General features: G+C 66.1%; 20 protein-coding genes. 5 read left to right on the top strand and 15 right to left on the bottom strand.

Annotated elements, in window-relative coordinates:
* Nucleotides 1-94: 94 nt before the first annotated feature.
* The 12 genes from icd to DESFRDRAFT_RS18190 all read right to left on the bottom strand — a co-directional run bounded on the left by icd (nt 95) and on the right by DESFRDRAFT_RS18190 (nt 15,461).
* Nucleotides 95-1,246, bottom strand: a complete 1,152-nt coding sequence (gene icd, locus DESFRDRAFT_RS18245) for an NADP-dependent isocitrate dehydrogenase (protein WP_005996423.1) — start codon at nt 1,244-1,246, stop codon at nt 95-97.
* A 116-nt stretch (nt 1,247-1,362) separates the two neighbouring features.
* Nucleotides 1,363-2,769, bottom strand: coding sequence for a M23 family metallopeptidase (locus DESFRDRAFT_RS18240; RefSeq protein ID WP_005996421.1), 1,407 nt, complete (start codon nt 2,767-2,769; stop codon nt 1,363-1,365).
* Between the two features lie 81 nt (nt 2,770-2,850).
* On the bottom strand, nt 2,851-4,275 hold the full coding sequence (locus DESFRDRAFT_RS18235; RefSeq protein ID WP_043795283.1) for a sugar transferase: 1,425 nt from the start codon (nt 4,273-4,275) through the stop codon (nt 2,851-2,853).
* 274 nt (nt 4,276-4,549) lie between these two features.
* Nucleotides 4,550-5,794 carry a menaquinone reductase integral membrane subunit QrcD gene (gene qrcD / locus DESFRDRAFT_RS18230; protein ID WP_005996418.1) on the bottom strand — a complete coding sequence of 415 codons (1,245 nt, stop codon included), beginning with the start codon at nt 5,792-5,794 and terminating at the stop codon, nt 4,550-4,552.
* Between the two features lie 14 nt (nt 5,795-5,808).
* The gene (qrcC, locus tag DESFRDRAFT_RS18225) at nt 5,809-6,579 is read right to left on the bottom strand and encodes a menaquinone reductase iron-sulfur cluster-binding subunit QrcC (RefSeq protein ID WP_005996416.1); all 771 of its coding nucleotides are present in this window, start codon (nt 6,577-6,579) and stop codon (nt 5,809-5,811) included.
* Nucleotides 6,580-6,602: 23 nt separating this feature from the next.
* Nucleotides 6,603-8,756 (bottom strand): menaquinone reductase molybdopterin-binding-like subunit QrcB, encoded by a 2,154-nt coding sequence (qrcB, locus tag DESFRDRAFT_RS18220; protein ID WP_005996414.1) that lies wholly within the window; start codon nt 8,754-8,756, stop codon nt 6,603-6,605.
* 10 nt (nt 8,757-8,766) lie between these two features.
* Nucleotides 8,767-9,336, bottom strand: a complete 570-nt coding sequence (gene qrcA / locus DESFRDRAFT_RS18215) for a menaquinone reductase multiheme cytochrome c subunit QrcA (RefSeq protein WP_005996411.1) — start codon at nt 9,334-9,336, stop codon at nt 8,767-8,769.
* Between the two features lie 204 nt (nt 9,337-9,540).
* Nucleotides 9,541-11,010: a mannose-1-phosphate guanylyltransferase/mannose-6-phosphate isomerase gene (locus tag DESFRDRAFT_RS18210; protein WP_005996409.1), complete on the bottom strand. Its 1,470-nt coding sequence runs from the start codon at nt 11,008-11,010 to the stop codon at nt 9,541-9,543.
* On the bottom strand, nt 11,007-11,588 hold the full coding sequence (gene rfbC / locus DESFRDRAFT_RS18205; RefSeq protein WP_005996408.1) for a dTDP-4-dehydrorhamnose 3,5-epimerase: 582 nt from the start codon (nt 11,586-11,588) through the stop codon (nt 11,007-11,009). The genes DESFRDRAFT_RS18210 and rfbC overlap by 4 nt, the downstream gene beginning before the upstream one ends.
* Before the next feature lie 66 nt (nt 11,589-11,654).
* Entirely contained in the window at nt 11,655-12,566 is a 912-nt protein-coding gene (lipA, locus tag DESFRDRAFT_RS18200; protein WP_005996406.1) for a lipoyl synthase, read from the bottom strand.
* The gene (locus DESFRDRAFT_RS18195; protein ID WP_005996405.1) at nt 12,563-13,966 is read right to left on the bottom strand and encodes a small ribosomal subunit Rsm22 family protein; all 1,404 of its coding nucleotides are present in this window, start codon (nt 13,964-13,966) and stop codon (nt 12,563-12,565) included. Before DESFRDRAFT_RS18195 ends, lipA begins: the two co-directional genes overlap by 4 nt.
* Nucleotides 13,956-15,461, bottom strand: a complete 1,506-nt coding sequence (locus DESFRDRAFT_RS18190) for an ASKHA domain-containing protein (RefSeq protein ID WP_233489655.1) — start codon at nt 15,459-15,461, stop codon at nt 13,956-13,958. Before DESFRDRAFT_RS18190 ends, DESFRDRAFT_RS18195 begins: the two co-directional genes overlap by 11 nt.
* A 351-nt stretch (nt 15,462-15,812) precedes the next feature.
* On the opposite strand from DESFRDRAFT_RS18190, the gene DESFRDRAFT_RS18185 reads away from it, so the two are divergent.
* Nucleotides 15,813-16,499: a C40 family peptidase gene (locus tag DESFRDRAFT_RS18185; protein WP_005996403.1), complete on the top strand. Its 687-nt coding sequence runs from the start codon at nt 15,813-15,815 to the stop codon at nt 16,497-16,499.
* A complete protein-coding gene (locus tag DESFRDRAFT_RS18180) occupies nt 16,474-17,505 on the top strand; it encodes a L,D-transpeptidase family protein (RefSeq protein ID WP_005996402.1) in 1,032 nt (343 codons plus the stop codon). Before DESFRDRAFT_RS18185 ends, DESFRDRAFT_RS18180 begins: the two co-directional genes overlap by 26 nt.
* Here the strand turns inward: DESFRDRAFT_RS18180 and DESFRDRAFT_RS18175 are convergent.
* Nucleotides 17,487-18,281, bottom strand: a complete 795-nt coding sequence (locus DESFRDRAFT_RS18175; RefSeq protein WP_005996401.1) for an MBL fold metallo-hydrolase — start codon at nt 18,279-18,281, stop codon at nt 17,487-17,489. The genes DESFRDRAFT_RS18180 and DESFRDRAFT_RS18175 overlap by 19 nt on opposite strands.
* A gap of 101 nt (nt 18,282-18,382) precedes the next feature.
* On the opposite strand from DESFRDRAFT_RS18175, the gene DESFRDRAFT_RS18170 reads away from it, so the two are divergent.
* Nucleotides 18,383-19,483, top strand: a complete 1,101-nt coding sequence (locus DESFRDRAFT_RS18170) for an acyltransferase family protein (protein WP_005996400.1) — start codon at nt 18,383-18,385, stop codon at nt 19,481-19,483.
* A 471-nt stretch (nt 19,484-19,954) separates the two neighbouring features.
* On the opposite strand, the gene epsC is transcribed toward DESFRDRAFT_RS18170, so the two are convergent.
* Both epsC and cysK read right to left on the bottom strand, forming a co-directional pair.
* Nucleotides 19,955-20,836: a serine O-acetyltransferase EpsC gene (epsC, locus tag DESFRDRAFT_RS18165; protein WP_199533136.1), complete on the bottom strand. Its 882-nt coding sequence runs from the start codon at nt 20,834-20,836 to the stop codon at nt 19,955-19,957.
* A 65-nt stretch (nt 20,837-20,901) separates the two neighbouring features.
* Nucleotides 20,902-21,831: a cysteine synthase A gene (cysK, locus tag DESFRDRAFT_RS18160; protein ID WP_005996398.1), complete on the bottom strand. Its 930-nt coding sequence runs from the start codon at nt 21,829-21,831 to the stop codon at nt 20,902-20,904.
* 231 nt (nt 21,832-22,062) lie between these two features.
* On the opposite strand from cysK, the gene DESFRDRAFT_RS18155 reads away from it, so the two are divergent.
* Together DESFRDRAFT_RS18155 and DESFRDRAFT_RS18150 are read left to right on the top strand one after the other, a co-directional pair.
* Entirely contained in the window at nt 22,063-23,907 is a 1,845-nt protein-coding gene (locus DESFRDRAFT_RS18155) for an adenylate/guanylate cyclase domain-containing protein (protein ID WP_043795276.1), read from the top strand.
* Between the two features lie 11 nt (nt 23,908-23,918).
* Nucleotides 23,919-24,575 carry a hypothetical protein gene (locus tag DESFRDRAFT_RS18150; protein ID WP_005996396.1) on the top strand — a complete coding sequence of 219 codons (657 nt, stop codon included), beginning with the start codon at nt 23,919-23,921 and terminating at the stop codon, nt 24,573-24,575.
* Nucleotides 24,576-24,629 lie beyond the last annotated feature (54 nt).

Genomic DNA, 24,629 nt, shown 5'->3' with positions numbered 1-24,629 from the left:
GCGCGCGGAGACATCCAGGCGGCGGAAAACAAGCGGGGGAATGCGGGCCGAGCGGTCCCGGACGACATCGCCCCCGCCTTTCACTCGGCAATCGTTACAGATTCTTGGCCAAGGCCTCGCCGAAGGCGGCGCAGCCGATGGTGGTCGCGCCCGGAATCTGGTCGGCCAGGTCGACCGTGACCTTCTTTTCGGAGATGGTCTTGTCCATGGAATCATGGATGAGCCCCGCCGCTTCGTTCCAGCCGATGTGCTCGAGCATCATGGCGCCGCTTAAAATCAGGCTGCCGGGGTTGGCCTTGTCCTTGCCGGCAAGGGCCGGGGCGATGCCATGAGTGGGCTCGAAAAAGGCCAGCTTTTCGCTCATGTTGACGCCCGGAGCCAGGCCGAGGCCGCCGACCTGGGCGGCCAGGGCGTCGGAGATGTAGTCGCCGTTGAGGTTCGTCGTGGCGATGACCGAATAGTCCTGGGGCCGCATGAGCGCCACCTGGAACATGTTGTCCGCGATGCGGTCCTTGATGACCACGGGCTTGTTGCCGCCGGCCGCCGCGTCCTCCTCGGTCATGACCGTATCGGCGAATTCGCCGGCCGCCACTTCGTACCCGCAGGCCCGAAACAGGCCCTCGGTGTATTTCATGATATTGCCCTTGTGCACCAGGGTGACGCTTTTGCGTCCGGTGTCCACGGCGAACTGGATGGCCTTGCGCACGAGACGCTTGGAGCCGGCCGGGGTGATGGGCTTGACGCCGACGCCGGCGCTGTCGTCCACTTTGGCCCCAAGTTCGTCGCGCAGGAAGGCGATGAGCTTTTTGGCCTCGGGCGTGCCTGTGGCATATTCGATGCCGGCGTACACGTCCTCGGTGTTCTCGCGGTAGATGACCATGTCCACGAGATCGGGACGCTTGACCGGGGATTCGATGCCCTTGAAGTAACGGATGGGGCGGATGCAGGCGTAGAGGTCGAGAACCTGACGCAGGGTGACGTTGAGGCTGCGGAAACCGCCGCCGACCGGGGTGGCCAGCGGGCCCTTGAAGGCCAGCTCCGCGCCTTTGAGCGCGGTCAGGGTCGCCTCGGGCAGATAATCGCCGGTTTCCTTGTACGCCTTGCCGCCGGCCAGCAGCTCCTTCCACACCAGCTTGCGGCTGCCGCCATAGGCTTTTTCCACGGCGGCGTCGAGGACCGGTCGACCGGCCTTCCAGACATCCGGGCCGATACCGTCGCCCTCGATCCAATATACCGTCTTTTCCATGCGCCTTTGCTCCTCGAATGGGAAATTTTGAACAACTTGCGACGTTAAAAAGGGAGAGCGGACTTTGTCAACCAAGGCCTCGGGAAAGCCCCGCCCAAAGCCGGCTTGCGGCCTTGCTACGACCGCGGGGCCGAAGCGGTTTTGCCGGAGGCGCCCTCCGGGGCCGGGGCATAACGCCTGAGCTTGGCCGTGACGTTGTCCTCCAGCCAATGGCCGTCCCACCACTCGATGGGGATGACCGGCTGGCCGTCGAGATACATGGCGAAGTGGACCTGATCGTTCGCCGCGAGGCCGGTCGTGCCAGTGGCCCCGATAACGGCCCCCTTCTTGACGGACTCGCCCTTGCGCACGGCGATGGAGGACAGGTTGCCGTAGAGGCTCAAAAGTCCCATGCCGTGGTCGATAATGACGGTGTCGCCGAAGACGCCGAGCGGCCCGGCATAAACCACCTTGCCGTTGTTGGCCGCCGGCACCGGGGCATGGGGAACCGAGGCGAGGTCGATGCCCGCGCTTTTTTCCCGGCCGATCTCCCGGCCGTCGTGGACGTAGACGCGGTCCGCGCCGAAGGAGCCGCGCACGATGGAGCGCGGCATGTAGATAAACGCCCCGTCCCAGAGCGGCTCGTGCGGGCTCTCCTTGGACAAGGCGGCCGGCACGGCCTCGTTTTGGCGGCGCAGATCGTCATTGATCTTTTGAAACCGGGCCACGGGATCGCGGATTTCCGGATACAGCGCGGCAAAGGCCGGCAGATGCGCGGCCAGATAGGCGTCGGAGACGTCGACGCGCTCATCGCGAAAACGCCGTTTTATGGCCATATTGACGAAAAATCCGGTACGCTCGTTGCCGGCGGCGTCCTCCACGAACAGACGCGGCTTGAAGGCGTTCGCGTCCATATCGCTGGGAAAGGCGAACAGGCAGGCGTACTGGCCGCCCGGCTGCCTGAAGCCGGGGTAGAACCTGTCCCCGACCACCACCCCGCTTCTGACGGCATCCTTGTTGACCTCGTAGACGACCAGCCCCACGCCGCCCTGGCGCACGTAATGGGCCGGGGTCAGCGCCTTGACCGAGGGGGCCACGAGATCGAGGAGCATGCGCCGGGAGACGCGGGCCGTGTTGCCCGCGCCAAGATTGGCGTAGGACCCGTCGTAGGCCGCGGCCTGGAGCTCGAAGGCCCCGCCGCGAAGTTCCGAATTTTCCAGATTGAAGCTTTCGGACACCTTGTCCCTGGGCGGATCGTAGGATTTGTGCAGTATCGTGTTGCGCCGCTGGCCCTGGGTGACGGTGACGGTGATCGAGCGGATGCCCGATTGCGGGTCGGCGGCGGTCACGGTGAAGGGGCGCCTCAGCGACGAGGCGTTGGCCTCGGGCAACAAGACGAGTTCGGGTTTGTGGGCGTCCTTGAGAAAGAGGTAGTAGCCGGCGAATCCGGCCGCGGCCACAGGCGCCAAAACGAGGGCCGCGGCCAGCAGAAAGAAAACCGGACCGAAACCCCGGCGTCCCTTGAAAGGCTTTATGATGCGCATCCGTCGCGTGTCCCCCGGCTTTCTTGTTGCGATACTATAGGCCAGGGGGCGCTTGCGGGCAAGCGAACCGGCCGGCGCGGCTCAATACGCCCCGCGCATGCTGCACACCACCGGCACGGTGCGCAGCAATATCTTGATGTCGAGCAGCACGGACCAGGTGTCGACGTACTCGATGTCGAGCTGCATCATCCGCTCGAACGGCAGGCTGTTGCGGCCGCAGATCTGCCACAGGCAGGTGATGCCGGGCTTGACCCCGAACCGCCGGCGCGGCCAGTCCTTTTCGATACGCTCGACATCGCGCACGGGAAGCGGCCTCGGGCCGACGAGGCTCATCTCGCCCCGCAGCACATTGAAGAGCTGGGGCAACTCGTCGACGCTGGTCTTGCGCAGGATACGGCCGAGCCTCGTGATGCGCGGATCGTTTTTGATCTTAAAGGTCGCGCCGTTGGTCTCGTTGCGGGATTCGAGGTCGGCTTGCAGGGCCTCGGCGTTTTGGACCATGGTGCGGAATTTGTAGAATTTGAACACCCGCTTATTAAGCCCTACCCGCTCCTGGACGAAGAAGGCCGGCCCGGGCGAAGTCAGCCGGATCAGGGCCCAGACCGCGAGCAAAAGGGGGGAAAGCGCCAAAAGCATGGCCAGGGCCACGGACACGTCGAGAAAACGCTTGAGGATCAGCTCGCGCTCGTCGGCCAGGGTGTTGGAGATGGTCACCACCATCTCCCCGCCATGGCTGCCCGGACGATGGCGCGGATTTTTGAGCTCGAAAAGGCGCGTGATCACGGTCACGGACACGCCCTGCTCCTCGCACTCCGATACGAGCGCCGTGGCCTTTTCGCTGAGCTCGGCCAGCGGCAGGCAGACCAGGACCTCGTCCACCACATGCTCCCGCAAGTAGTCGGCGAAACCGCCCATGTCGGAGACCAGCTCGAAGCGCCCCGGCAACGATGGCGGCGGGGGCTTGTTCCAGCCATCGCCGACGAAACCGCAAAAGCGGTAGCCATGGCCGGGCTGGGCGAGCATGCGCAGGGCGATTTCCTGGGCCCGGGCCCCGGTGCCGACAATGAGGGTGCGGCGGGCGGCAATGCCCTGGGCCTCGGTGAGAAAAAGCAGCCGCCGGGTGGCCAGCCGGGCGGCAATGCCCCCGGCGCAGGCCGAAAACCAATAGAGGATCAAAAAAGCCGCCGTGATGAGCGGCGGATCGAGCACCGCCGCGCCCGCCACCAAAATCAGCAGCACGCCCGTGACGGCCTTGACCGTGGCCTTGACCGACTCGCGCCACTGGAAAAGAGCCACCTCGGTATAGAGCGCGAAAAGCGGGAACACGCAGGCCGTGGCCATAAGCAGCCAGGCGAAAAGCGCCAGGGTGGGGAAATCGAGACGCAGGGACGCTTCAGGCGATTCGGCGGCGGCCACGCCGCCGGCAATGAGCAAGGCCACGGCGGCCACGGCCAAGTCCACGACACGCAGCCACGTGATGGCGCCTTTTCTGGTTTTAAAAGCCAAGCTCTCCCCCCGTTCGGAGGTTGGGGCCGCTTCAAACGACAAGAGGCCTTCATGGGGTCGTTCCCGCAGCCCGAACACCCGCCCGGGAAAAATCGGCAGTCTGATTGTAAGCATATACGGGGAGTTTTGCAACCGACATGCCATTTTTGACATCGTACTTTTGATAACACTCCCCGCCCACAGTCTTAGGCAGCCCAGGCGCGTCCGACGACAAAGACAAAAAAAGCCCGGTCGCGCGACGCGACCGGGCTGAGGCAGGCAACCCCGCCGAAGGCTATTTCTTGTTGAGCCCCACTTCCTGCGGAAAAATCGGCAGGTAGCGGTAGGAAAGGCTCATGATGATGAAACCGTAGGCAATGACCATGCCGGAGGTCGCCCATTCGGCCCAGTTGGGGGAGTAGACCACCCACTTGGTGAACGGCAGGACCGGCTGGGCCAGGGCCTGGACGGTGAAGACGTAGCGGTTGATGATGACGCCAAGGCAGGCCAGAATGGCGCCGGAGTACATGAACGCGGGCTTCTTGCGCAGCGGCGTGAGCAGGAAGATGACCGGCACCGGCAGGCACAGGACGATTTCCGTGAAGAACAGCCACTTGCCGTAGACCAGTCCGTAGAACATCTGGTCGAAGGTCAGGCCGGCCCGGGGCAGCACGCCGTTGATCCAGGCCCAGGTATCCAGGTACTTGAAGACCATGTAGATCAGCAGCATGGTGCCGCCGATCTTGGCCATGAGCGATTTAACCCGGTAGGTGGTGAGCTTGCGGCCGGAGAGCTTCTCCATAAAGCCGCAGATCAGCACCGTGAGGCACGGGCCAGAGGAGATGGCCGACAGGACGAACAGGAAGAACGTCCACGGCCAGATGAAGAACCCTTCGCGGAAGGCGTAGGGACGGGCGAACATGACGCCGTACATGCCGCCGAGCGAGCCCTGGTGGAAGGTGGACAGAAACGCGCCGATGCCGGCGAAAAGCGGCATGACCACGTGCATCTGGTGGGCCAGGTTGTGCAGGAACGGGATCTTGTTGATCTGCTTCTGCTCGAGGATCAGCGGGACGTACTCGATGATGAGCACCATCAGGTAGCAGGTGATGCAGAAGATAACTTCGGTGAGCATGGAGTGGACGTTGGGGTGCCAGTACCCGAACCACGACCGCAGCGGCTGGCCGACGTCCAGGGACAGGATGAGCATGGCCCCGGAGTAGCAGATGAACCCTTTGATCACCGTCAGGTTGATGATGTTCTTGAGTTCATCCACGCCGATGATGTAGCGGATGAGCCCGGTGAAAAAGGCTCCCGCGCCCAGGGCGATGACGGCCAGGTCGAAGGTGATCCACAGGCCGAACCCGAAGTAGTTGTCGAGCCCGGTGACGCCCAGGCCGTAATAGAAGCAGACGAGCATGGCGATGAGGCCGAACAGGGCGAACACGCCAAGAAAACCCAGCCACCCCATGAATTTCCCCAGGCCGCAACGCGTCACACCCTCGGGATACCAGTTTTTTTCGATATCGATAAAGCTCATTGCATCCCCCGGAATTACTCGGTTTTTTCGCTCTTGAGGTAGTTATCGCCGAGTTTGCGCACCCACTCCCGCCGGCTGATGTAGTAGACCTGGGGTTTGGTGCCCAGGCGTTCGAGCAACCGGAAGGCGTAGGGGCTCTTGATGAGCTCGTGCACTTTATGCTTGGGGTTTTTGAGGTCCCCGAAGGTCAGGGCCCCGGAGGGGCAGTTCTGGACGCAGGCGGTGACATAAGCGCCATCCGGCAGGTCCTCGGGGTCCTTGCCGGCGGCCCGGGCGGCGTCCTTGGCCAGGTTCCAGCGGTGGTGGCAAAAGGTGCACTTTTCCACCACGCCGCGCGGCCGCACCGAGGTCAGGGGCGAGAGGGTCTTGGTCATGCCTTCGGGCCAGATCGGGTCGTACCAGCCGAAGTAACGGACATGGTAGGGGCAGGCGGCCACGCAGTACCGGCAGCCGATGCAGCGGGGGTAGATCTGGCTGACGATGCCGCCGTCCTCGTTTTTGTCCGTGGCCACGACCGGGCACACGGACACGCAGGGCGGGTTGCCGCACTGCTGGCAGGGACGGGGCAGAAAGGCCACGTCATGGTCGGGAAAGGCCTTGTCGTTGGTCAGCTCGTAAACCAGCATCCACGAGGTGGAACGCAGCTTGTTGGAGGCCTCGGGCTGGGGATTGACGTTGTTCTCCGTCTGGCAGGAGGCCATGCAGGCCCCGCAGCCGGTGCACTTGTCGATATCGATCACCATGCCCCAGGTGATCGGGAATTCTTTGAAACTGTGTCCGGACATAACGGCTTCCCTTTGACTCGTGGTTAGGCGATTTTGACTTCAGCGGCGGCCCACATGGACATGCCGGTGCCCGGCTCCTCGGTCACGGGTAGAAGCGCCAGGTAATTGGCGCCCTTGCCCTTGCTGAAGATGTCGAAGGCGGTATGGCCGAAGCCCAAGGGAGCCGACACAACGCCGGTCATGACGCTCTCGAAGATGTGGACCTGGGCCTTGCAGTGCGTTCCGGCGCCGGTGAGCTTGACCATCGCGCCGGGCTTGACGCCGAGCGCCTTGGCCGTGGCGCTGCCCATGCGCACCATGGTGGTTTCGCCGAGAAGCTCCGTGTCGGGCACCATGGTCAGGTCCTGACAGGGGATGCCGGTGGTCGGGGTGCCGGTACGCAGCTGGGCGTAGGGGGCCAGGGTCACGGTCTTGCCGGAAGTCTTGCCGGGCTTCACCGCCTTGGCCAGCACCTCGGGGGCGAAGCCGAGTCCGGTCTGGGTCACGGAGCCGACCATGGTCCAGGCGTAACCGGCGGAAAGGGCCTTCCACAGGTCGCCGCCGGCGAGCGCGGGCGCGGGCTTGCCCGCCGCCACCTGCCAGGGCATGACGTCCTTGGCGACAAAGCCGCCGGAGGCCTTGGCCAGGGTGGCCACCTTTTCCTTGAGCACCTGCTGGAAGTTGTCGAACTTCAGATCGATGCTCAGCTTGCGGGCCAGCGCCAGGATCACGTCGCCGGTCGTCCGGGTGTCGTGCACCGGTTTCTGGTAGGGCGTGACCAGGCTGTAGATGCAAAACCCCGAGCCATAGGGCGTGACCACATCGTCGTAGCGTTCCAGAGTCAGGGAATTGGGCAACACGAGGTCGCACATGGCCGCCGTCTCGTCCATGAAGGAAGAGAAGCTGACCTTGTACGGGATTTTTTCCAGGGCCTTGGCCATGGTCGCCGCTTCGGGCAGGCCGTAGGCCGGGTTGGCGTCGTAGACCAGCAAGGCCTTGGGGGCCGGTTTCTTGCCGTCGGCCACGGCCTTGAGGAAGCCGGGAAGGTCGGCCTTGAGCATGGCCTCGCGGGTCATGGCTCCAGGCACCACCGTGGCCAGCTCCGGCAGGGCGTAGACGCCGCCGGGCTTGTTGATGCGGCCGAGCAGGATGTTGAGCGCCATGCCGGCCATGAAGGCGCCAGCGCCCAGTCCCTGGCCGAAAGGCGATCCCGTGACCACCATGGCGGCCTTGGAGGACGCCAGGGCCTTGGCCACGCCGGCGAGCACGGCGGGCTCGATGCCCGTGGCGCGCTTCACGTCGTCCGGACCGAAACCGCCGTTGACCACGGCGCGCAGGGTGTCGAAGCCGGGCGCGCTGCTGGTCGCCCCGGCCTTGATCAGGTGCCAGGCGATGCCGAGGGCCACCACGCCGAGGTCGGCCGCCGAAGCCGGAATCCACTGGTCGCACACGGCGGCGGTGTTGTTCTTGGTCGGCCCGACGTAGATGTATTGGGAAGCGGGCTTGGCCCCGACCGGCCGCTTGGCGCCAAAGGCCTTGCGGTTGCGGGTGGAGGTGCCCCAGGTTTCGAAGATGTCCGCGCCAAGGACCAGCACGGTGTCGGCGTTTTCGAAGTCGTAGCCGGGCTGCCCCTTGCCGCCCATGAGCTGCATGCCCTTGGCGGCGGTGGTGGCTTCGGAGGGCATCATGAAGTAGCCGGCCGCGCCGAGCTTGCCGACGAAGGCCGAAAGCACTTCGTTGACGGTGCCGGTCTGGTCGCCCGAGACGCAGGCGACCGAGCCCTTGGCCGCGCCGAGCTTGTCGGCCATTTCAATGAGCGCCTGTTCCCAGGTGATGGGCACGAAGGCCTTGCCCGACTTCTTCATGGGCGATTTGACCCGCGCCGGGCTGTACAGCATGTAGACTTCGGACCGGGCCAGGGCCGAGACGCCGCCACAGGACAGGGGGTGGGCAGGGTTGCCGGCGGCCGTGATCGGATTGCCGGCCACGCGCATGATTTTCAGGCCCTCACCGGCCGGACACAACTTGCTCGTGGTGGTCACATAGTCGATCTGGCCCTTGGGCACCTTGGGAATCCACGGCCAGTTCTGCGTCCAGATGGAAACATCATCCAACAATTTCCACGGGATGGGGGTGAACATGGTGCCCACGGCGCCACCCGCCACAAGCCCGAGGAAAGCTCTGCGATCAACTCCCATTTCTCCCCCCTTATTTATGACAGACGTAGCAGGCGTTGCTCGTGCCCATGGAGGCATGACAACGTTCGCACTGCCACATCTTCATCGTGTCTTTGCTGTAGCCGCTGAGCCGGTTCTCGTAGTACGCCGGAGGATTGTCCATCTTGGCCACATCGGGATGGCACTTGGTGCACTCGAACCCCTTGTGGGCGGCATGGGAGAAGAACACGTTGTCGGGCTGATACTGGTAGACGAGCCAGGGGACCTGGGCGCCGGTCTTGACGTAGTCCTTGACGAACTTGTCGATTTCCTTGCCGTTAGGCGATTTGTCCCCGGTTTCGTCGCCATGGCACTCGGCGCAGGACTCGGTCGTGGGCAGGCCGGCAAACCGGCCGTCGGGGCCGAGATGGTGGCACTGCTCGCACTCTATGCCCAGCTGCGCATGGACCGTGTGACTGAAACGAATGGGTTGTGTCTTTTCACTGTAAAGCAGTTTCGGAAAGATGACCCACCCTACCACAAGGGCGCCGACGAAGCCGATCAGGGCACAAAGCACCATGCCGCCAACGCCGCCGGCCGAATTCGATCTTTTCTCCTCCATACTTCCCCTGCCCATGTGCCGTTGCTGGTTTATCGCCGCGGGCGATGCCGCGCGACGCCCGCCGCCCCCGGGGCGCGGTCGGAAAAAATGAAGCGGTTGCGGATGCGGCATATGCCGGGGGCTGTCCCCTCACCCCGGCATGGAGCGCCGCACCGCGCTTTTTACCCAGGCCACAACTTCCGTGTCAAGGTCTAATGAAAAAATTCACGAATCCCCGCTATCTTCCGACGCCGAGGATTGCGCGCCGCCCTCGCCGACCTTGCGTCCGTAAACATCGTCGAAACGGACGATGTCGTCCTCCTCGAGATACGGCCCGGACTGGATCTCGATGATTTCCACCGGGATCTTGCCCGGGTTGGACAGCCGGTGCACCGTGCCCTTGGGGATGTCCACGGACTGGTTCTCGATGAGAAGCCGTTCCTCGTCGCCGAGCTGGACCAGCGCCGTACCCGACACCACCACCCAATGCTCGGCCCGGTGGTGATGCATCTGCAGCGACAGCCGCCCAGCCGGCGGCACCTCGATGCGCTTGATCTTGTAGCCGGGTCCGCCCTCGAGCACGGTGTAGCTGCCCCAGGGACGGCGCACCGTGACGTGGGCCTCGATAAGCTTGCTGCCCTGGGACTTGAGCCGCCCCACCACGTCCTTGACCCGCTGGGCCTCGGACACCGGACAGACGAGGGTCGCGTCGCGGGTCTGGATGACGATCATGTCCTTGACCCCGGCCACGGCCAGGGAGCTGCCCTGGGAGAAAAACAGCGAGTCCGAGCAGTCGAGCGCCAGCACCTGGCCCTTCGTGACGCAGCCCGTACCGTCCTTTTTGCCCAGACGGTACAGCGCCTCCCAACTGCCGAGGTCGTCCCAGTCGAACGGCGCCTCGACCATGGCGATGTTGTCCATCTTCTCCACCACGCCGTAATCCACGGAAATGTCCGGGAGCCCGGCGTAGCCCGCCGTCAGGGGGCTGTCGTCGCGGCCCTCCCACCAGGCGTAAATCTCCGGCGCATGGGCGGCCACGGCCGCCAGGAACACGTCGGCCCGAAAGACGAACATGCCGCTGTTCCAGAAATGCTCGCCGCCGGCCACGAGCTTTTCGGCCGTGGGGAGATCGGGCTTTTCGGTGAACCCGGCCACCTTGTGCGCGCCCTGCCCCAGCGGTTCGCCCCGGTGGATGTAGCCGTAGCCGGTTTCCGGCGCGTGGGGCGGAATGCCGAAGGTGACGAACCAGCCTTCCCCGGCCAGGGCCGCGGCCCGGTCCATGGCCGCCTGGAGCGAGGCGTGGTCCCGGATGCGGTGGTCGGCCGGAAAAACGCCGACCACGGCCTTCGGATCGGCGGCCACGATGGGTTCGAGGCCAAGCATGATGGCGGGCAGGGTGTTTTTCCCCATGGGCTCGGCCAGAACCCTTGTGCCCGCATCCGGCAAGACGGCTTGGAGCTGGGTGCGGACCTCGAACCGGTGCTCTTCATTGGTGATGACGAACACATGGTCCGGGGCGAAAGACTCGCACACCCGCAGGGCGGTGGACTGCAAAAGCGTCTCGCCCTCGCCGAGATCCAGCAATTGCTTGGGCAGCAATGTCCGGGACAACGGCCACAGCCGCGTCCCCGATCCGCCGGCCAAAATAAGGGCGTAGCGGCCCTTTCCCCCGGCGCAACAGGCAGATTCCGTCATGAGTCCTCCCCGCTCGTATCGTGCCCCTGATAAATAAAAGGCGACCCCAAGGCGGCCAAGGTCGGCTGCCGGGCGTCCTTTTCGGACAATATGGGTTCGGCCACCGGCCAGTCGATGCCGATTTCCGGATCGTTCCAGGCGATGCCGGCGTCGTCGGCCGGGACATAGGGCGCGTCGACCTTGTACATGAACTCCGCGTTCTCGGTCAGGGTCACGTAGCCGTGGGCAAAGCCGCGCGGCACCATCAGCCGCATGAAGTTGTCCTCGGTCAGCTCGATGCCGAACCATTTCTTGTACGTCGGCGACCCCACGCGCAAATCCACGACCACGTCGAGGACCGCCCCGCGCACCACCCAGACGAGCTTGGCCTGGGTCGATGGCGGCCGCTGGAAGTGCAGTCCCCGCAGCACGCCCTTGGGGCCCGAACGGGCATGGTTGTCCTGGACGAAATCGTAATCGAGGCCGGCTGCGGCAAAGGCGGCGCGGCTGTAGGTTTCAAGAAAAAATCCCCGGTTGTCGCCAAACACTTTCGGTTTGATCGTGACAAGGCCGGGGATGCCGGTTTGTGACACCTCCACGCGGGACCTCCCATGTGCTGTCGGTTTTCTGCTCGGAAACGTGGATGCCGCAGTCCCTACCCCATTTCAGGGGTGCGGACAACAACGAAGGGAGGCGACCGCGGCCGTATTGCCGGCCTTGTAGGAGCTGCGCACGAGGGGCGCGCACACCATTTCCGCAATACCGTGATCGCGGCCCAGAGCGGCCAGGGCGTCGAATTCGTCCGGGGGCACGTAGCGCGCCACCGGCAGGTTGCGTCGCGACGGCCGCAGATACTGGCCCACCGTGACCACCCGGCAGCCGGCCCGGGCCAGATCGTCAAAAACCGCCGTCAGCTCTTCGCGGGTCTCGCCGAGCCCCACCATGAGCCCGCTTTTGACGACCGACGCGCCGGCGGCCGCCGCCCGGGCGAGCACGGCCAGGCTCCTGGCGTAATCGGCCCCGGCCCGGGCCGTGGGATACAGACGGGGCACGGTCTCGACATTGTGGTTGAAGACGTCGGGCCGGGCCGCGAGCACGATATCCAAGGCGACCGGATCCCCGCCGAAATCCGGGGTGAGCACCTCCACGGTGGTGTCCGGGCAGGCCTGTCGCAGGGCGGCGATGGTGGCAGCGAAATGGGCCGCGCCGCCGTCCGGCAGGTCGTCCCGGGTGACCGAGGTGACCACGGCGTGGGTAAGCTTCAGCTCGGCCACGGCAGCGGCCAGGCGCGCGGGTTCGCCCGGATCCACGGGATCGGGCCGGCCGGCGGTGATGTTGCAAAAGGCGCAGCCGCGCGTGCACACGCCGCCAAGGATCAAAAAAGTTGCCGTGCCCCGGGAAAAGCACTCGAAGATATTGGGGCAACGCGCTCCCCGGCAGACCGTGCGCAGTCCGCCGGCGGCCACGGTATGGGCCGTTTCGCCGAAGGCGGCGTCCTTGGGCAGTCTGACCCGCAGCCAGGAGGGCAGGCGGCCGGCCGAGCCGGCCTGTCCCTCCGCTTGTTCGCCTTGGCTCATGCCTTGCCGCTCCTTTTCCCGCTTCCGGGATATTTTCCCCCTCCGGACCGGCGGGTGGATTTGGCCCCGGGCATCGTCCCGGAATGCGATTTGGCCGGTCTGGCCGACCGCTTCGGCATTGCCGGCCTGTCCACCCCGCTCCCCGTCCCGGGTTGCGGCCGGCGGCGCGGCGGCTTTGCCCCGGAACGCTCCACTGCGGCCGTATCCGGCGCGGCCTTGGGCGCGGGAACGGCCTGCGCGTCGAGAATAATCCGGGGCGCGCCGGATTTGGCGTCGCGGGGGGCATCCTGGGGGATGTCGCGAATGAGCAGATCACCCGGGCGCGGCGCCCGGCCGTCCGGCGCGACCACCACGGCCAGCCCCTTTTCGGTGCAACCGTACACGGCCGCCCCGGGCGCGTCGTTCAGGGAAAAGGGACCGGACACGATGCGGACGGCCTGTGCCGCGTATTCGGGAGGCGCGGCCCGGGCCATCAGAAAAGACAGGCTCAGGCGCTGCTTGCCGAGCTCGGCCTTGTCGGAAAGCGTGGTGAGCCAGGCCGGCGCGCCGGCGAGCGAGATATTGAAATGGCACCAGGCCCGCACCTTGCTCGCGGAAAAGGGACACTCCTCGCCGTGGGGACAGGGGGCGGCAAGCCCCAGCCCCATCTCGACCAGGGCCGTGCGCATGGCGGCCAGACAGCGCCAGCCCAGGCGCGTGCCCGGCTCGACCACCAGCGCCCGTCCGCCAGGGGCCAGGGAATCGGCCAATTGCCCGGCAAGCCGCTCCATGCGGAGATCGAGAGGCTCCCGGCCCGATTCGGCCAGCTCGTTGGCCACGTTGACCATGGTCGTAAGTTGCGCCCCGTCGGCAAGGCCCTGCCAATATTCGCCGCGCACGGTCCGGATGCGCCAGGGCGCGTCCGCCGTCGTCGGATCGAAGCCGGCCAGCCCGGTAAAAAGGGCCTGCCCCAGGTCCAGGGCGCGCCGGGAACGGTCCACGCAGGTGAACCGCAGCCGCTTGCGGCGCAGGTCGGGCCGCGACAGCCAAAGGGCCTGGACAAAGGTCAGCGGCCCCGAGCCCAGGTCGCACACGAGCCCGCCGTCGGGAAGATCGAGGTCGAGCCCCGGCAACAGCCTTGAGAGGCGCAGCAGGTTCCAGGGCAAAAAATACCAGGCATAGGCGGCCAGGGTGCGCGGTTCGCTCAGGTAGCCGGGCTTGGGGCCGCCGTCGCGTTCGGCGGTCAGGGACAGGGACAGGTCGCGGATGCGCCACGGCAGTTCGCGCTCCCGGCCGGGAGTCAACCCGAGGGCCCGGCGCAACAGGGCGGGATAGCCGGCCAGGGCCGTGGTCGCCTCCGGGAGCAGGGGGCGGAAGAGGTGGCGTATGGGCGCGGTCGCGGGTGCGGCGTCAGGGGACATAGGCGAAAACCATCCTGCGGATAAAGGCATCGGAAGCGTCGGAAGTACCGGATGCGTCGACAAGGGGCACGATCGTGGTCACGGCGGGCAGCGCCTCGGCCGTGGCCCGCGCCAGCGGCGCGGTCAGAAAAAGCGTCGCCCCGGCCAGGGACAGGTTGCCGGCCACATGGACCCGGCCGGCCAGTCCCGGCGGAAAAAAGCCGAGGCTTTCCAGATCGTCCGGAGCGACCTTGGCCCCGAACGCCCCGGCCAGATGCACGCCGGCCAGATCGGCCGTGGACAGCCCGGCCGCGCCCAAAAGCGAGGCCACGGCCAGGTTGCAGGCCGCCTTGACCTTGAGCAGCTCTTCCACATCGGAAGCGAACAGGCGGTAGCCGGCGGTCTCGAACACGGGTTCGCCGTGCTCGGTCGCGACCAGCCGGCGCAGGCGCTGCCCAAGAGGGGTCGGCGCAGGGGTTTGGGCGAAACGGCCGTCGGTGTCAAGCACGCCCTGCTCCCTAAGCAGCGCGGCCAGGGACAAATAACCCGGCCCGGCGATGCCGTGGGCGGCTCCGGGCGCGTCGCTCCCCGGGAAAAGCACCGGCACGACGCCGGTCGGGGTCAGTTCGAAGGAAACGGCCACGCCCGGCCCGGCCAGCGCCCCCTGGCTCAAGCCCACGCCCTCGAGGGCCGGCCCCAGCGGGGCGCTTGCGGCCAGGAACCGGTCCGGGGCGAGCCCGACGATCATCTCGGCGTTGGTGCCGAGATCGGCCAGCAAAAAGGGATAGGTCGGCGCTTGCCGCAGCAGCGCGGTGAGCCCGGCGCTGAGGTCCGCGCCCACGAACGGGCCCAAAAGCGGCGGGATATAGGCCGGCGGCAGGGCCCGGCCGAGCGCCACCTCCTCCCCGGCCCGCCAGACGAGGCCATACGGGGCATGGGCCAGCCCGGACAGCTCCTTGCCGCACAGGATGGACACCATGGCCGAATTGCCGGCCACGCACAGCCCGGCGAGCCGGTCCCCGGCCAGGGCGGCTTTTTGCGCGATGACGTCGAGGACAAGATCGCGCAGATAGGCCCCGCCGCCGGGTTCCAGGGCGAAGGCCAGGCGGGAGACGACCTCGCCGCCGGCCCCGAGCTGGGGATTGACGCCGCGCCCCTCGGCGGCAACGCTGCCGTCGGCAAGGTCCACAAGCCGCCAGGCCAAGCCGGTGGTGCCGATATCCACGGCCAGCCCGAGGGGGCCGTCGCCGCCAAGGCTCCCCGTCACCGCAGCCGGATCGTAGGTCGGCGCGGGGCCGGTCGCGTCCAGGGTCAGCCGTTCGCCGCCCTGGGCCGGACGCAGGCAGGCCAGCCGCCAGCCCTCGGCCAAGGCCGCCTCGCCAAGCCGGCGGACTTCGGCCGGCAGCGGCGTTGGCGGCGGCGTGAGGTAGCGCACCCGGCACCGGCCGCAACGCCCCAACCCGGCGCAAAGGGGCGCGCCCACGAAGTATCCGGCCCGAAACAGGGACCGGGCCATGACGTCGCCGGCGCCGACCGGGACCGCCTGTTCGCCAGAGGCGGTTATTACGGTAAAATATTTTTTCATTTCAGTAAATTATACGTTATACATAGCTGGTCGACAAGGTTTATCCAACAACGTTTTTGGTTTCAATTTATTAAATTGTCAAAATGATCTTGACGAAAAAATGCGACTCTTTTAGAAATCGCCTAACCTTTCGTAGAGAATCTGGCGACCTGAGAGCGTGTCCCGCGTGATGTCACGCGAATCGGACGAACTGTTACTAATGTGCTCTTGCAATGCGGAAGGTTGTCGTTACCACAGCCCAAAAGCTGCCCCGGCCAGAAACTCCAGCAAGGAGGAACGGTTTTGACCGACGCGCACGCACACGTCAGACACAAACTCAAACCGGTCATCTGCGTAGCCCTGCTCGCCCTATTGGCTGCCGGCTGCTCCTCGAAACAAAAGACCTACTCGTATAAATTCGAAGAGTATCAGGGTTTTAACGCCAGAAACGATTTTATCACCCACGACACCGCACCCGTAGAACGCCTCAAGGCCGACGCCGAGCACAATCTCCTCTCCGGCAACCTTTTCGACCAGGGCTCCACGCCCAAGGTCGCGTCCGGCCCCCAACAACTCCTGAGCGAAAATCTTTTCGAACTGGCCGCCGTGCAGCGCAAGGGCAGCGTCTACGACCGCATGCTCCGCACCGCCAACACCCAGATCGGCACCCCCTATCGCTCCGGAGGCTGCAATCCCAACAGCGGCTTCGACTGCTCGGGATTCACCACCTGGGTCTTCAACCGCTACGGCATCCATCTGCCCCGCTCGTCGCGCGAGCAGTACCATGTCGGCAAGATGGTGGCCAAAAACAAGCTGCGCAAGGGCGATCTGGTCTTCTTCCGCTCCAAGCGCGGCATCAGCCACGTCGGCATCTACCTGGAAAACGGCAAGTTCATCCACAGCGCCAGCCACGGCAAGACCGTGACCATAAGCAACCTCGAAGAAGATTACTGGAGAACGCATTATGCCGGAGGTCGCCGGGTCTTCTAGACCCTCGGGCGTCCCGGATCTCCTCCTTGCCAAACAAGCGGGTTTCCCTCGAACGGGGAGCCCGCTTTTTGTTCTCCCGGCAAGGCGGGGCCCCGGGCTTTTCGCCGAAACCTTTTTTCTGGCCGTCCTGTTTCTGGCCCTGCTCCTTCCCGCCCAGGCCGCCCAGAAAAAAAAGCCCCGCACCGCGCCTTCGGACTTCGGCGTCGTCGAGGCCGGCGAAGCCTCCACGCCGGCCCTGCGTCAGGAACTCGCCCGCATCGCCGTGGATTACGCCGCCACGGTCACGGCCAAGACCCTGGCCCGCGTCGGCCGCTCTCCGCGCCTGCACCGGCTGGACATGCTCACCGCGCCAAGCCGGCAATACCGCGACGACATCCGCCTCGACGCCCTAAGCCGCCTTTCGGCCGCCGGAGCCGACCTCTCCGCCAGCCAGTTCTTCGTCTACGCCGACCGCAATCCCGCCACCCAGCTGGCGTTTTTGGCCTTTTACGACGCCGGGGCGAAGAAGGTGCTGCTGCTTGGCGTGGACTTCATTTCCACAGGCAAACTGCGCGCCGGCAAGGATTCGTTCCTCACGCCGGTCGGCGTCTTCGAAAATACTCCCGAGAACTGGAGCTACCGCGCCCAGGGCACGAAAAACAGCAAGGGATGGCGTGGCCTTGGGGCACGGGGAAGCCGGGTGTGGGACTTCGGCTTCCAGCAGGCCCCCCGCAAGTTCCGCCAGGGCGTCTACGACAGCCAAATGCGGCTTTTAATGCACGCCACCGACCCGGACCAGGGCGAACCGCGCCTGGGCGGCACGGATTCCAAGGGCTGCGTGCGGATTTCCGCCGCGTCCAACGCCTTTTTCGACAGGTATTCGATCCTGGACCGCCGCTACGAGGAGATGGCCGTCAGCGAACCGGACAAGGACATGTGGATACTGCGGACCGGGCGCACGCCCGTGGCCAATCCCGGCAGCTACCTCGTGGTCGGGGACTCCGCGAATTACAGCGCCTCGCGCTGAGCCGGCGCAAAGACGTCACCGGGCTCCGGCAAAAAGGCCCGTATGCCGCTTTCCTCCAACATCCGCCGGATATCCCCGCTTTGCTCCCGGCGGACTTCGCGGCGCACATGGACCACGGCCAACGCCCCGGCCCCGGCCTCACGCGCCAATTCGATCGCCTGCGCGACGGACCCGTGCCCGGGAATGCCGGCCGCAAGCCCATACGCTTCCTGCACGACAAGCCCGCAGCCCCGGGCCAGCTCCACGCAAGCCGCCTTCGGCGCGCCGTCGCCGCTGTAATAAAGCCCACCGTCCGCCGTCTCCAGGCGCAAGGCCAGACACGGCGCGCCATGCCCGGTCAACGCCGTCCGGGCCGGCAGGCCGGCCAACGAAAACGCCTCGCCATCGGCCACGGAAACGCCCTTCAAAGGATACGTGAGCTTTCCCCGCACATTGGGATAAGCCATGTCCACAAGCGCCGCGAGTTTCCCGGCCATGCCCTCGCCGCCGTACACCGTCAGCGGTTCGCGGCGGCCCTGCTCGTGCCAACGCGTCAGCGCATACGGCAGGCCGAAATAATGGTCGCCGTGGAAATGGGATATCCAGATCGCGTCCGGTCCCCGCTCCCGAAGCGCCGCCGGCAGCGCCCCGCAGCCGAAAAAGGCCGCCCCGGCCGTAAACCCGCAATCCAAAAGGATCGTGCGCGGCCCATCCGCGCCCACGCCTTCCACCAGCAGGCTCGTATTGGGCAGCCGCTCGTCAAAAGCCTCGCCCACGCCGACAAACGTCACCCGCATGCCCGACTCCCTTCTTGCGAAAAGACCGCATTTCCGCCAAGTTCCGGGCTTGGCGGCCCGTTTTCCCGCCACACGCATCCACGACCGTGAAAGGAGCTCCCATGCAGCGGCGCGTCACCCAGATCGAAAGCATCCGGGTCCTGGCCATGGCCGGCATCTTCTTCTACCACCTGTGGACCGTGCTGCCCGACGCCGGCGCGCAAAACCCGCTCGGCCCCATCCTCGGCGACATCCTGAGCCAAGGCTACCTCGGCGTCGTGGTGTTTAACGCCATCACCGGCTTCGTCCTCACCCTGCCCCACGCCGATCCAGGCGGCAAGCCGCCCATGCGCTACCGCGACTTCTTCCTGCGACGCTTCGGCCGCATCGTGCCCCAATACTACCTGTCCCTGGCCCTGTGGAGCCTCGTCGCCCTCGTCGCCGGGACCATGCCCTTCGCCGCCCTGGCCGCCTGCGTGGGCGAAAAAATCATCTTCGTCCAGACCTTCGACCCGGCCCGCTTTTTCTGCCTGGAACCCGCCCTGTGGTGGATGAGCCTGCTTGCCCAGTTCTACCTGACCTACCCCTTGGTCCTGCTTCTTTTCCGCAAGCTCGGCACCAAACGCGCCCTCATCTCCTGCCTGGCCTTCGGCTGGGGCCTGTGGCTGCTGCTGTCGCTTCTGGCCAAAATAAACGGCACCGCCGCCCTGCTCGACTACATGCTCTACTTCAACCTGCCCTACCGCCTGCCGGAATTCGCCCTGGGCATGGCCTTCGCCCTGGCCTGGAAGCCCCGGGCCGCCCGGCTCGCCAGCGACGACCCCACCGGCGTGCCCGCCTCCTGGCGCATGGGATTCGCCGCCCTGGCCTACGTCTGCCTGCCCCTGGCCATTCTCTTCAAAACCGCCCTGCCCATGCCCCTGGCCCATATCCTCCTCGTCGCCGCCTGCATCGGCGTGGCCGGATCGCTCTTCGCCTGGCCCGCCATGGCCCGACTCGGGGCCAAGCCCCGCATCGCCGCCGCGGCCGCCGCCTCCTACAGCTTCTACCTGCTCCACCAGCCCATCCTCGGCTACGGCGCGGACCTCCTGCGCCCCCATATGCGCCCCTTTGTCGCCATGTGCCTGCTCACAGCCATAAGCCTGCCCCTGGCCGCCTTCCTCGCCCGTTACCAGGACAAACTCGTGGCCGCCTTCGACGCGCGCGGACGCGGCAGGGGGTAGGCAAAAGCGAAGGCGAAGGCAGCGGGGGCTCTGCCCCGCCCCCCCGCCGGGAGGCCACGGGCCCCCCGGGCCCCCCTTCTCGGCTTTGGCTGGGCGGGACTTTGACGGAGAAACGGTCAGGCGGGCTTGGGGAAGATGGAGGCGGCATTTGTCGGGACGATGCCGCCTCCACCACGCCGGTCGCCCCTTTGGGGCGACAATTAAAGCACTTATCTTTTCTTAAATGCGGCGCTTCGCCGCTGGCGCGGTTGTTGCCGCAATCGCGTCCGGCGTCGAGGGGCGAAAGCCCCTCGTGTCGCCGGGCCGATTGCGGCAACAAGATCCCCCCAACCGAACTCCCGCCTCACCATCCCAACCCGGTAAAAGGGGGTCCGGGGGACATCAAGTCCCCCGGCGGGGTCCAGGGGCGGAGCCCCTGCCCTCTCCTTCCCTCTCCTTCCCTGCCCTGTCCGGCCCTGGCCGGCCCTGCCGTCAAATCCCGCCGCCGTCGCAGCTGCCGCCGCCGCCCGGGCCTTGTTGCACGAGGCGCGAATAGGGCGGCACGTCACGGGTAACCCAGACGTTGCCGCCGACCACCGAGCCTTTGCCGATGGTGATGCGGCCGAGCACGGTGGCTCCGGAGTAGATGACCACGTCGTCTTCCACGACCGGATGGCGCGGAATACCTTTGACGAGCATCCCGTCCTCGTCTTTGGGGAAACTTTTGGCGCCGAGGGTGACGCCCTGGTACAAGCGCACGTTGTCGCCGATGATGCAGGTTTCCCCGATGACGGTACCGGTGCCGTGGTCGATGAAAAACCGCCGGCCGATGGTGGCTCCGGGATGGATGTCGATACCGGTTGCGGAGTGGGCCATTTCGGTGATGATGCGGGGAATGAGGTCCACGCCGAGCAGGTGCAGCTCGTGGGCAACGCGGTGGTGGGTGAGCGCGGTGAGGCTCGGATAGCAGAAGATGGTTTCGCCGGGCGACCGGGAGGCCGGATCGCCTTCGTAGGCGGCCTGGGCATCCTCGGCCAGGGCGTCGCGGATATCGGGCAGGCGCATGAGGAACTCCCCGGCCAGTCGCCGGGCTTTTTCCTCGCATTCCTTGCAATCGCCCGTGCCGTCGAGGTCGCAAAAGAAACAGAATCCCCGGCGCACCTGATCGGTGAGCAACCGAAAAATGGCGTCGAGATTGGCTCCGATATGAAAGCGCATGTTTTCCGGAGTGATGTCGGAATGGCCGAAATAACCCGGAAAGATGACGGCCCGCAGGCGTTCCATGAGTTCGGCCAGGGTCTTGATGGCCGGCATGGGCTCGTCGTGCAGGGGCCGGTGGTAGACCGTGCGATAGGAAGATTCCTCGCACAGCATCTCGGCCACCCATTCCACGGGCGAAGGCTTGCGGCGCGGCGGCTGGGGGATGGGGCTCACGGCGATCAGGCCTCCTCGGCGAAAAGCGGTGTGGACAGGTAGCGTTCGCCGGTGTCGCACACCACGAACACGACGATCTTGCCGGCGTTTTCCGGGCGCCTGGCGATGCTGATCGCCGCCTGGGCGTTGGCGCCCGACGAGATGCCGCACAAAATGCCTTCCTCGCGCATGAGGCATTTGGCCGTGGTGATGGCGGCCTCGTTTTCCACGGGAAAGACCTCGTCGACCACGCCCATGTCCAGCACTTCGGGCACGAATCCGGCCCCGATGCCCTGGATGGCGTGCAGTCCCGGCTTGCCGCCGGAAAGCACGGGCGAGGTGGCGGGCTCCACGGCCACGGCCCGCACCGCCGGCTTGCGCTCTTTGAGCGCCTTGGCCACGCCCGTCAGCGTCCCGCCGGTGCCCACGCCGGCCACGAAGATGTCCACCAGCCCGTCGGTGTCTTCCCAGATTTCGACGCCGGTCGTCCGGTAATGGGCTTCGGGGTTGGCCGGGTTGGAAAACTGCATGGGCATGAAGGCGTCGGGCAGCTCGGCCACGAGTTCCTCGGCCCGGGTCACGGCCCCGCGCATGCCCTGGGCCGCCGGGGTCAGGATCAGTTCGGCCCCGAAGCCGCGCAAAAGCGCCCGGCGTTCCACGCTCATGGACTCCGGCATGGTCAGGACGAGCTTGTAGCCGCGAACGGCGCACATAAAGGCCAGCCCGACGCCGGTGTTGCCCGAGGTGGGTTCGACGATGACCGTGCCGGGGCGTACGCGGCCGTCGCGCTCGGCGGCCTGGATCATGGCCACGCCGATGCGGTCCTTGACCGAGGAGCAAGGATTGAACGATTCGAGCTTGGCCGCCACCCGGGCCACGCAGCCCTCGGCCAGCCGGGTCAGCCAGACCATGGGGGTATGGCCCGTCAGTTGCGTCATCTCGTCGGCAATACGCATGAATTCCTCCTTTTCGACCGCTGCCGCGAGGCGGCGGGTGCAAGTCATGGCGATTGTGGAGCACTCCGGTTTCTTAAGCAAGCCGTCCGCCGCAAAAACGTTTGGCCGCAACAGCGGGCAAGGACGCATTTTTTCGTGGACGCCGGCAGCCGTTCGCGCGAAAAGGACTCCGTCGCCCGTCCGGGCCATCCCCACCCGCCGGTCTTTGGGCCGGCAACTCGCGGAACCGCCATGCATTTCAAACCAGTTTTTTATGTCTGCCTGCTCCTCGCCGCCGTGACGGCGGGGCTGTTTTTTTCCTCGCTGGAGCCGGCCAAACGCGTCGACGCCTGGAACTCGGATCTGTGGCACGTCATTGCCGGCAAGCGCCACGAGCCCGCGCGCGTGGCCGTGGCCCTGCTCGACGACGAGGCGCTGGCCGCCGAACCGGACCGACCGCTGGTCTTTTGGGGACCGCTGTACGCGAAGATCCTGGCCACACTGCGCAAGGTGGGCGTGGCGGCTGTGGGCCTGGACATCCAGCCGGCCCTTTCGCCGGTCACCTGGATGGACATGATCGGGTCCGATGCCAGCCGCGACTTCGACCGCGACTTCATGCTGGAGCTGGCCAAGGGCAAGGTCATCCTGGCCGCCAGCGTCTCCACCGAGTCCGGCGAACCGGCCTTCAGCCTGCCGGCGGCCGATTACCTGATCGCCCTGCCCGGGCACGAGGCGGACCTTGGGCTCACCAACGTGCCGCTCGACCGCGACGGCGTGGTGCGCCGCTTCGCCCCGGCGCTCTATTCCAAGGGGGAGCCCAGGCTGTCCTTCGCCGCCGCCCTGGCCCAAAAAGCCGATCCCAAGGCCCCGGGACTGGCCGGCATCGATACGACAGCGGCACTGGCCCCGCGCCCCATTGCCTTTTCCGGTCCGCCCGAAACCTTCAAGCACATAAGCTTTGCCAGGCTCCTGGCCAAGGACGCGGCCGACGATCCCGAAGTGAAGGCGCTGGCCGGCAAGGTGGTCATCCTCGGCATCGACATCCACGGCGCCCACGACCGGCTGGCCTCGCCCTACTCCCTGCCGCTTTTCGGCGCGCCCAAGGAGTTCATGCCCGGCCCGGAAATCCACGCCAACATCGTGGAAGCGCTTTTGACCGGTCGCAGCCTCAAGACCATGGGCCGCATCCCCGCCGCCGCCCTATGGCTGCCGTTTCTGGTTCTTTGCGCCCTGGCCTGCGCCAAGCTCGGCCCCGGCCGGTCGGTGCTGGCGACCATGGGTTGCGGCCTGGCCTCGTTCGGGCTGGGCTACGGCCTTTTTCGCACGGGCTGGCTTATGCCCCTGGCCGGGCTCGACATCGGGCTCACGCTGACCTGGGCCGGAGCCAATGCCATGCGGCTGACGCGCGGCGAACGCGAAAAGGCCCACATCCGCCACGCCTTCGGCAAATACGTGTCCGAGGCGGCCATCGCCGGCATCCTCAAAAGCGGCCAGCCCCCGGCCCCGGGCGGATCGCTGGCCACGGTCACCATCCTTTTTTCCGACATCCGCAATTTCACGACCTTGAGCGAGAAGCTCTCGGCGCAGGAAGTCGTCGAGCTGCTAAACGCCTACTTCTCCAAGGTCTGCGACATCATCCTGGCCCACGGCGGCATGATCGACAAATTCATCGGCGACGCGGTCATGGCCGTGTTCGGCGCGCCCCTGGCCGATCCCACCCACGCCCGGCAGGCCCTGGCCACGGCGCTCGGCATGGTGGACGCGGCCCGGGAATTCCAGGGCTGGATGCGGCAACGCTTCCCCAAGCTCGGGGACTGGGAATTCCGCATCGGCGTGGGACTCCATAGCGGCCCGGCCGTCGTCGGCAACATCGGCTCGCGCCAGCGTCTCGATTTCACGGTCATCGGCGACACCGTCAACACCGCCTCGCGCCTGGAAGGCTTCACCAAGGTCATGGGCTGCCCGGTGGTGGCCAGCCGGACCACCGTCGATCTGGCCGGTCCCGGCATCTTGACGGGACGCGCCGAACAAGCCCAAGTGAAAGGCAAGAGCGAACCCGTGCCGGCCCTGGAAATCCTCGGGCTGGCCGACCAATAAAAGGAGCGATCATGCATCGCCGTACACTCCTTCTCACCGCATTGCTGCTGGCGGCCCTGTGCACGCCGGTCTCGGCCGAAGCCCCGCGCCTCGTGTGCCTCGTCTCCGCCCTAAACGGCAAAGCCACCCTGTCGCCCGTCGACGGACCGAAAAAGCCCCTGGAGGTCTTCACCCGGTTGCGCGAAGGCGAACGGCTCGACCTGCCGCGCGGCGCGGACGTCCAGCTCGCCTTCCTGCAAAAAGGCGTGCGCGAAACCTGGACCGGCCCGGCCCAGGTGGTCATCACCGCCGACGGGGGCCAAAGCGCCGACAGCGACACCCCGCCCGTCATCGACAAGCTGCCGCTGCGCGCCAAGCCCGCCGGCGGCCAAGCCTCGTCCATCCTGACCCAGGCCGGCGAACAGGCCACCGCCCAGGTCCGCACCCGCGACGTCGCTGTGCCCGAGGACAAAACCTTGAGCGACGACGAACGCGCCGACCTGGACGCCGTCGAAAAACAAGTGGCCCAAATGCGTGCCACCGCCGCCCCTGGCGACATGGGCCCCGATATCGTGCTGCTCGAAGAACTCGCCCGACTGGGCCAGAAACGCCGCCTGACCGAAGAACTGCGCCGCCTGCGCGAAGCGCACCCCGACAACCAGACCTTGGCGCACTGGGAAGTGGAGTAGGCTATGTGGGGGGCGGGAACCCCCTTTTTGCAAAAAGGGGGTTCCCGCCCCCCA

The organism is Solidesulfovibrio fructosivorans JJ] (assembly GCF_000179555.1).
Classification (GTDB): Bacteria; Desulfobacterota; Desulfovibrionia; order Desulfovibrionales; family Desulfovibrionaceae; genus Solidesulfovibrio; species Solidesulfovibrio fructosivorans.
Note: the sequence above shows the minus strand (reverse complement) of the source record. Positions and strands in the feature narration are given on the sequence as shown.